This window comes from Carboxydocella sporoproducens DSM 16521 (assembly GCF_900167165.1).
Taxonomy (GTDB): Bacteria; Bacillota.
This window is the reverse complement of record NZ_FUXM01000012.1, coordinates 54,043-62,281: the sequence shown is the minus strand read 5'-3', so window position 1 is coordinate 62,281 and position 8,239 is coordinate 54,043. Positions and strand designations below refer to the sequence as shown.

The 8,239-nt window shown below is 50.6% G+C and carries 8 protein-coding genes; 7 read left to right on the top strand and 1 reads right to left on the bottom strand.

The features are described from left to right. Window positions 1-209: helix-turn-helix domain-containing protein (locus B5D20_RS06515; protein WP_143311829.1), on the bottom strand; the 209-nt coding region annotated here is incomplete at its 3' end. Window positions 210-391: 182 nt separating this feature from the next. Between B5D20_RS06515 and B5D20_RS06510 the strand changes: the two genes are divergently transcribed. The 7 genes from B5D20_RS06510 to B5D20_RS13845 all read left to right on the top strand — a co-directional run bounded on the left by B5D20_RS06510 (window position 392) and on the right by B5D20_RS13845 (window position 8,228). Continuing rightward, complete coding sequence (locus B5D20_RS06510; protein ID WP_078665427.1) at window positions 392-1,756, top strand: peptidoglycan DD-metalloendopeptidase family protein; 1,365 nt, start codon at window positions 392-394, stop codon at window positions 1,754-1,756. A 154-nt stretch (window positions 1,757-1,910) separates the two neighbouring features. Beyond that, window positions 1,911-2,837 carry a thioredoxin-disulfide reductase gene (gene trxB / locus B5D20_RS06505; RefSeq protein WP_078665426.1) on the top strand — a complete coding sequence of 309 codons (927 nt, stop codon included), beginning with the start codon at window positions 1,911-1,913 and terminating at the stop codon, window positions 2,835-2,837. 77 nt (window positions 2,838-2,914) lie between these two features. Further along, window positions 2,915-3,664 carry a tetratricopeptide repeat protein gene (locus tag B5D20_RS06500; RefSeq protein WP_159071773.1) on the top strand — a complete coding sequence of 250 codons (750 nt, stop codon included), beginning with the start codon at window positions 2,915-2,917 and terminating at the stop codon, window positions 3,662-3,664. A gap of 118 nt (window positions 3,665-3,782) precedes the next feature. Then, window positions 3,783-4,634 carry a peptidase MA family metallohydrolase gene (locus tag B5D20_RS06495; RefSeq protein WP_078665424.1) on the top strand — a complete coding sequence of 284 codons (852 nt, stop codon included), beginning with the start codon at window positions 3,783-3,785 and terminating at the stop codon, window positions 4,632-4,634. A gap of 26 nt (window positions 4,635-4,660) precedes the next feature. Further along, the gene (locus B5D20_RS06490; protein WP_078665423.1) at window positions 4,661-5,524 is read left to right on the top strand and encodes a BON domain-containing protein; all 864 of its coding nucleotides are present in this window, start codon (window positions 4,661-4,663) and stop codon (window positions 5,522-5,524) included. 118 nt (window positions 5,525-5,642) lie between these two features. Then, a complete protein-coding gene (gene murA, locus B5D20_RS06485; protein ID WP_078665422.1) occupies window positions 5,643-6,905 on the top strand; it encodes a UDP-N-acetylglucosamine 1-carboxyvinyltransferase in 1,263 nt (420 codons plus the stop codon). Window positions 6,906-6,947: 42 nt separating this feature from the next. Next, window positions 6,948-8,228: a methyl-accepting chemotaxis protein gene (locus B5D20_RS13845; protein ID WP_078665421.1), complete on the top strand. Its 1,281-nt coding sequence runs from the start codon at window positions 6,948-6,950 to the stop codon at window positions 8,226-8,228. Window positions 8,229-8,239: the final 11 nt, after the last annotated feature.

Genomic DNA, 8,239 nt, shown 5'->3' with positions numbered 1-8,239 from the left:
CTTTTAAGCTCGTCAGTGAGCGCATGCTGCGGCTTACGACCTGTATTTTTATGGATAAGGAACGCCGGCCCTTGTTCCATCACTCCTTTTTTAAGGCGCTTAATCTGGCGTTCACTTAGACCTAAGCTCATAGCTGCTTCACTGATTGATAGTTTCCCATCAATTAAGGAAGAAATTACCTTGTACCTATTTAGTTGTTTTTGTGTCATTAGATAACGCACCTCGTTTCTCATAGTGACATTTTATCAAAATACTTTACAAGGTGACATTATCACAAGATAATCACAAAATTTTAAAGAAAAGGTTGGCTGGATAGTTAAACTATGATATAATAGAAAAGCCATGTTTATCTTTTGCGGACTGCAGTGGATGAGCAGGGAAAGGAGGGGCCATGCAGAAAGAGCTTGCAACCAAACAGCAAAATGGCAACTGGCTGGGGGTTGTGCTGGGCCTGGCACTGGTAGCCAATGTCCTGGCAGCCTGGCAAACTGATGATAGAATTAAAGCTTTTGCAGTAGAAATCGATGGGAAGCAAGTAGCAGTGGTAGAAGAACGCCAGCAGGCAGACCGCTTGATCAAGCAGTTGATCAAAGAACGCCAATTAAGGGGAGAGGCTTCTCATCAGCCGGTGATTGTCTATGAACCGGTAAAGGCAAGAAAAGAGGAATTGACTGCAGCTGACCGGCTGCAACGAATTTTACAGGAACAGTTGTTGCCGATCCGGGCCGCATATGGAATCGAAATCAACGGCCGGGTTGAAGTGGTTCTGCCCACCCGGGAAGAGGCGGAAAAAGTACTGACTCTATTGCAGCAACAGGCCAATGGCGGTATGAAAGGCACAGTAGTGTCCAGTCAAATTAAAGAAAAGATTGCGGTTGTTAAAACAGTAGCAGCCAGTGGTGAGCTGGTCACGGCTCCGGAAGCGGCTCGAATCCTGCTGCAAGGGCGGACAGAAATCAAGGAATATACCGTTAAGGAAGGGGATAGTCTCTGGCTGATTGCCCGGCGCTATGACTTAAGGGTGAAAGACATCCGGGCGTTGAATCCGGAGATTACCGGTGAATTCGTCGATGTGGGCCAGGTCATCAAACTGGCCAAAGTGGAACCCCTGGTACATATTGAAACCAGGCTACGGACTCAGATTGTCGAGAACATTCCGGCTCCTGTTAAGGTGGAAATGAAACGGACCTTGCGCCGGGGGGTAGAAAAGGTAGTTCAGGAAGGTAAACCGGGTAAACAGGTTAAACAGGTGGAAACGGTATTTATTAATGGGGTACCGGTAGGACAAAAACTGGTAGCCAGCCGGATTGTGGAAAATCCTCGCCCCAGAGTTATTTACAAAGGCGGACGGGGAGGGAGTTATATGATTGCCTCCCGGGGTAACGTGGGCAGTGACTTGCTCTGGCCTACTCGTGGTCCGATCTCTTCTCCCTATGGTGAACGCTGGGGTCGGATGCATACCGGAATAGATATTGATGGCAGTACCGGCAACCCTGTTTATGCTGCTGAAGATGGAGTGGTTATTCAGGCTGGCTGGTATGCTGAATACGGTAAGTTCATAGCGATTCGCCATGACAATGGACTGGTTACCCGTTATGGCCACCTATCTTCCATAGATGTAACCGAAGGCCAGCGGGTCAGCCGGGGTGAATATATAGGTGCTGTAGGTTCAACTGGCCGCAGTACTGGTTCTCATCTCCATTTTGAGGTACTGAAAAACGGTGATTTCCAGAATCCTCTTGCATATTTGCGCTAAACTACAAAACCAGGGACTGCCCTGGTTTTGTTCTTTTTCGGGGTTACCTGAACAAAAATTTTAATATACTATACGGGGGTATACTTGACAAAAGGGATTTTTCGTAAGAAAATAAAGGTAGCGAAAATACAGGAAAGTGAAAGAGGGATGAAAAATGGCCAATACTGTGTATGATATTATCATCATCGGAGGGGGGCCGGCAGGGTTGACGGCTGCCCTCTATGGAGCCCGCTCCAATCTGAAAGTGCTGGTAATCGAAAAAATGATGCCCGGTGGGCAGGCTGCCATTACGGAAAGCATTGAAAATTATCCTGGTTTTCCCCAGGGTATTGCCGGTTTTGAACTGGGCATGAAATTGCATGAACAGGCCGGACGTTTTGGTGCTGAAATGGTAGTGGAAGAAGTGGTGGAACTGCAACTGGCCGGCCAGCCCAAGGTGGTCAAAACCACCCAGAATACTTATGAGGCTAAAGCGGTAATTCTGGCTACCGGGGCCAAAAACCGCGCCCTGGGTTGTCCGGGGGAAGAACAATTCCGGGGCCGGGGAGTTTCTTATTGTGCCACCTGTGATGGAGCCTTTTTCACCGGCAAAAAGGTGGTAGTAGTAGGTGGCGGCAACTCCGCAGTGGAGGAAGCGGTGTACCTGACCAAGTTTGCGGAAAAGGTAACCATTATCCACCGTCGGGATACTTTGCGGGCTGACAAAGTAGTACAGGAAAAGGCTTTTAATGAACCAAAGATCGATTTTCTCTGGAATAAAGTAGTGGTGGAAATCACCGGGCAGGATCAGGTAACAGGGGTAGTGGTTCAGGATACGGTGACCGGAGAAAAATCTACTGTAGCCACTGATGGGGTTTTCGTCTTTGTCGGCATGGAGCCCCAGACTGCTCTGGTAGCAGGACAGGTGGAACTCACTGAAGATGGCTATATTCGGGCCGATGAAAGCACTGCTACCAATTTGCCGGGGGTTTTTGCTGCCGGAGATGTGCGCAAAAAACCCCTGCGCCAGGTGGTAACAGCCGTAGCTGATGGAGCGGTAGCAGCCATGGCTGCTGAAAAATATGTCGAAAATTTGAAATAGATCAGGCCTGGCAGGAATCTGCCTGCCGGGGTAGAATATAACCTGTGGGAATTTTACCACAGGAAGGAGAATGTCTGGTGCCAAAGCCAAAACACCGGAAAAAGCCAAAGGTCGTGAAACAGGATGGGCTGGTTGGTACTGCGCCTACCGGGAACAAAAAGAAAGATCACTGGGTTATTCTGGCCATCTTTACCATTGCAGCCCTGATCGGGGCCATCCTGTTACCGGCAATATTCAACCGGGGGCAAGCCCAGCTGGGCGGCGGAGGAGTTAATATCAGCCAGCTGGAAGAGATAGTTAAGAAAAACCCTCAGGATATTGATGCCAAGGATGCGCTGGGGACTGCCTATTTCAACCAGGGCAGCAGCAAATTGCAGGCCGGGGACCAGAAAGGGGCCCAGCAGGATTTGCAACGGGCAATCGCTCTTTTCAATGATGTACTCAAAGTCAAGCCCCAAAAAATCGAAACCCTGGGTGACCTGGCCACAGCCTATTATTATACTGGCGATACGGTTAAAGCCATAGAACTGGCCCAAAAGGCCCTCAGTATTAATCCCGATTTTACTCCGGCGCGCTTGAACCTGGCTATCTACCTCAGCAGCCAGGGCAAATACCAGGAAGCGATAAATGAGCTGAAGAAAATCCCCGCTACCAGCCCGGATTATGCCACAGCTCAGGCGCGGATTAAGGAATATCAGCAGGCTCTGACCCAGCCTGCCCCTTCCGGAACAGGAAGCGCTGGAACGGGCAGCAGCACTACAGGAACAGGCGGTACTCCGGTTCCCGGTCCGGCACCGGCTCCCACACCGGCTAAACCGGCTCAATAAGGATTTTCACCTCTGCCTTTCAGGGCAGAGGTTTTTTCTTGCCATAAGTTACCGGGACCGCAAATAGCATATAAATTGTATAATAGAGGAGGAGAAAGAGTTAAAGGGAGAGATTAATATGCCGATTTTAGATACTAATCTTTATTACTGGCGGGGATTGCTGGCTGGTCTTGCCCTTTGTTTGCTAGGGCTGGTTTTGGTCTGGTGGCCTCAACCAAAACAGGGACTTTACCTGATTTTGCAGCAGCTACTCAAGGCCAAACTGGTCTGGGAGACCAGAGATTGGCGGGAAATTGAAGGGGAGCATTTTCGCATTCGCTATCAGGGCGATGCGGAAGGAGCTGATGAAGCCCGATTGGTTTTGCAGACTGCGGAAAAATTTTATCCTTCGCTTCTGAAAAAGTTTCATATTTCAGGAATAGAGGGAAAAACCCTGGTAGTCATTTTCCCCGACAAAGACAGCCTTAATCGTTCTTTTGGCTGGGGTGGGGATCAGGGGACTATGGGTGTCTACTGGGCAGGTACGATTCGGGTGCTGGCTCCGCAGCAATGGGCACAGGCAGAGGAGGATTTTGTGGTCAATGGACCTATGGCTCATGAATTTGCCCATTTGCTGGTGGATAAACTGACTCTGGGCAATTATCCCCGCTGGCTGACGGAAGGGATTGCCCAGCAACTGGAATATGAATTGACCGGTTTTGAATTTAAGGCCAGGTCAGGCTCTCATTCCTGGTATCCGGTAGAAATGATGGATGGACAGTTTGACAGCTTGCCTGATCAGGAGCTGGCCTATATCCAGGCCCGGCAAATGGTCAGGTTCATGGAGGAAAGATATGGCGAAAAAGCCTGGCGGCGCCTGTTGCCATATCTCGGTCAGGGCTGGCCTTTTAGCTGGGCCTGGTACAAAGCTTTTGGCGAAAATTTTGCTGATTTTTCCCGGGCATTTATAAGCACCGATCAAGCTGGGTAAACTACTGCCAAAAAGGGGTGCTGCTGATGAATCAGGATAACCGCTTGCAGGAAAAAATTACCCGGCATTTGCAGGAAAAGATGAACTTGAGTGCTGAAGATATCAATGTCCGGGTGGTCAAGGGCAAGATCCAGCTTTCCGGTTGTGTGGATTTACTGGCAGAAAAGGAAAGGGCAGAGGAACTGGTACGGGAAGTGGCCGGGGCTGAACCCCTGGATAATAGCCTGACGGTGGTAACGGAAAATGTGCCTGCCGATAAGGATGTAGAGGCGGCAGTACGGGAAAGATTGCAGCGCCATGGGATTGACCTGGGCCATATAGGAGTTAAAGTTAGTAACGGTGTGGTGGTACTGGTCGGCAAGACCGCCAGCTGGGCGGAAGAAGAGGCGGCTCGCCAGGCTGCCTCCCAGGTCTACGGGGTGAAGGAAGTAATTTCTCAGGTAGAAGCGGGGGCACTGGCAGACTGGGATGACGCTACCATTACCAACAGTATAGAGGATGTTTTTGCCCATGCCGAAACCCTGGCCAACCATGACATTGTGACCCAAACCCGGGCTGGAGTGGTTACCCTGTTGGGCTGGGTAGACCGCCCCGAGGACAGAACTACTGCTGAAAAGCTGGCTGGACAGGTACCAGGGGTAAAAAAGGTGCGCAATCATCTGCGGGTCAGGGAAGGAGCCCGGAACGGGGATATTGCCCTGACCAATCAGGCTCGCAGTTTGCTGGGAGCCAGTGGTTTGGCCATGGTCAGGGTTTATGTGGTAGAGGGGATCGCTTTTCTGGCTGGTCGGGTAGCCAGCATTGACCAGAAGAAAAAGGCCGAAGCCCTGGTGACCGGGATTGAGGGGATAAAAGGTATCAATAATTCTATAATTGTTTCTCTGCATTGAAGGATTTTGCTGCTCAATGGCGAAAAATATTATAGGGAAAACGATACAAATGAAACGGAGGCGGGCCCTGAACGGTCCCGCTCCTTCTTTGCTTGCAGAGAATGGAGGAGACACGAGAGTGACAGTATTGAAAATACGCGGTGGTGTGAGACTGGAAGGAAAAGTACGGGTTAGTGGTGCCAAAAATGCTGCTCTGACTGCTATCAGTGCAGCCATGCTGGCTACCAGCCCTGTTTATCTGGAAAATATGCCGCAAATCAGCGATGTGCTGGTGATGCTGGATATTATTCGTCTGCTGGGAGCGGAAGTAAGCTGGGATGAGCCGACGGTAGTGCGGATTGTTCCCCCGGAGCACCCCGGTTATGATACCCCTTATGAACTGGTGAAAAAACTGCGGGCCTCCAATCTCTTACTGGGTTCGCTGCTACCACGGACCGGCCGGGCCCACATCGCCCTGCCGGGAGGCTGCAATATCGGGAGCCGGCCCATGGACTTGCATATCAAAGGGCTGGGGGCGCTGGGAGCCGAGGTGGAACTGAGCCAGGGGTATATTAAGGCCCGGGTTAGCAATGGTTTGCAGGGGGCCAAGATCTATCTGGATTTTCCCAGTGTTGGCGCAACGGAAAATCTGATGATGGCAGCTGCTACTGCCAAAGGCCAAACAATCATCGAAAATGCGGCCAAGGAACCGGAAATTGTGGATCTAGCCAATTTTCTCAATGCAATGGGTGCCAAAATCCGCGGGGCCGGCACTGATGTGATCAAAATCGAGGGAGTCAAGGCTTTGCAGGGGACCCGTTATGCCATCATTCCTGACCGTATTGAAGCCGGGACCTACATGGTGGCAGCGGCAGCCACTGATGGGGATGTTACTATCGAAAATGTCATTCCCACCCACGTGGAACCGGTGACAGCTAAACTAAAAGAAATGGGTGTAAGAGTAATTGAGGAAGATGATGTTATTCGGGTTATCAGCACAGGAACACGCCGACCGGTAGATATAAAAACGATGCCTTATCCTGGTTTTCCGACCGATATGCAGTCTCAAATGATGGCCCTGTTAGCTGTAACCCCTGGTGTCTCCATGGTTACCGAAAATGTCTTCGAAAACCGGATGCAACTGGCTGATGAGTTGAAACGCATGGGAGCCCGGATTAAGATTCAGGGCAGAACCGCAGTGGTGGAAGGAATTGAGCGGCTGGAAGGAGCCCAGGTGCGGGCCACGGATCTGCGGGCAGGCGCTGCCTTGATCATCGCCGGTCTGGTAGCAGAGGGAATTACTGAAATCGATAATGTTCACTATATTGACCGGGGTTATGAAAATCTGGAAGAAAAATTTAATGGTCTCGGGGCAGGAATTTGGCGGGAAATAGCGAAATAAGTCGCGTAGGTTAGATTATGGAAGTAGAGGAGTGTGAGAGGTGTGATATTTACCAGGTGGAAATACAGGCCGTTCTGGCGTCTGGGCGTAGTTTTTCTAACGGTGACCGGAGGCGGAACACTGATCTGGACCGCTTTTCTGGCCTGGTATCTGGAGGTACCGGATGATAAGCTGCTGGCCATTTTCGGACCAGTAATTCCTATCGGTGTCGTAGCGGCAGCTGCGATTCTGGCCTACGTGAATAGGTTGCTGGTGGAGGTCTTAACGATATTTGCAGATGCAGCGAAGCGGGTAGCAGAAAAAGACCTTACCACCACCATCTATTTTCCTACCAGTGATATTTTTGGCAAGACCGCCGAAGCTTTTAATAAAATGATTGTCGATGTGAGAGCTACTGTCCAGCAAAGCGCTGTTACAGCAGAAGGGGTAACAAAAGAAGCTGTTGAGGTTTCAAAGGCTACGGAGAGTGCCACTGCCTCTATTCAGCAGATTTCCGCAGCCATGGAGCAAATTGCCGGCGGTTCGCAGCGACAGGCTGATGAGATTCTGGAAACCGTGCAGACCATGCAGGAAATATCGGCTGCTGTATCCCAGGTTGCGGCCCATTCCCAGCAGGCCTTTGCTTCCTCTCAGCAGGCAGCCCAGCTGGCCAGTAAAGGACTAAAGCAGGTGGAAGAGGCGGTAGCTAAAATGCATGCCATTTCAGAGGCGGTACAAACCTCCTCGGCAGCAGTGGAAAAACTCTATCAACGGTCCACTTACATTGGCGAGATTGTCAATGTCATTACCGGTATTGCCGATCAGACCAATTTGCTGGCCTTGAATGCGGCGATTGAAGCGGCCCGGGCCGGTGAACACGGACGCGGCTTTGCTGTTGTAGCCGATGAGGTGCGCAAACTGGCAGAAGGCTCAGGAGAAGCTGCCCAGAAAATTGGTGAACTGATTGAGGAAATTCAGGCTGAAACCGCCAGTGCTGCTCTGGCCATGACCAATGGCAACCGGGAGGTTGAAGACGGGGTCAAGGTTGCGCTGAAAGCAAAACAGGCCCTGGATGAAATTCACCATGCTGTTCTTTTAACCGAGGAAATGGTACAGGGTATAAGCAAGGCTTCCCAGGAGCAGTCTCAGGGACTATCCCAGCTGGCTGGAGCAGTGGAAAAAATCAGTGGCATTGCCCAGCAGTTCTCCACTGCTACCCAGCAGGTGGCCGCTTCCCTGGAACAGCAAATGTCGGCTAATGAGCAAATCAATGTTCTTTCCTATAACCTGGTGAAACTGGCAGAGGAATTGAAAAGGTATATTGATAATTTTAAAGTTCAGTGAACTTTAGCCGA

Coding starts and splice junctions, on each gene's coding strand:
- B5D20_RS06510 (WP_078665427.1), top strand. CDS start 392: ATGCAGAAAGAGCTTGCAACCAAACAGCAAAATGGCAACTGGCTGGGG.
- trxB (WP_078665426.1), top strand. CDS start 1,911: ATGGCCAATACTGTGTATGATATTATCATCATCGGAGGGGGGCCGGCA.
- B5D20_RS06495 (WP_078665424.1), top strand. CDS start 3,783: ATGCCGATTTTAGATACTAATCTTTATTACTGGCGGGGATTGCTGGCT.
- B5D20_RS06490 (WP_078665423.1), top strand. CDS start 4,661: ATGAATCAGGATAACCGCTTGCAGGAAAAAATTACCCGGCATTTGCAG.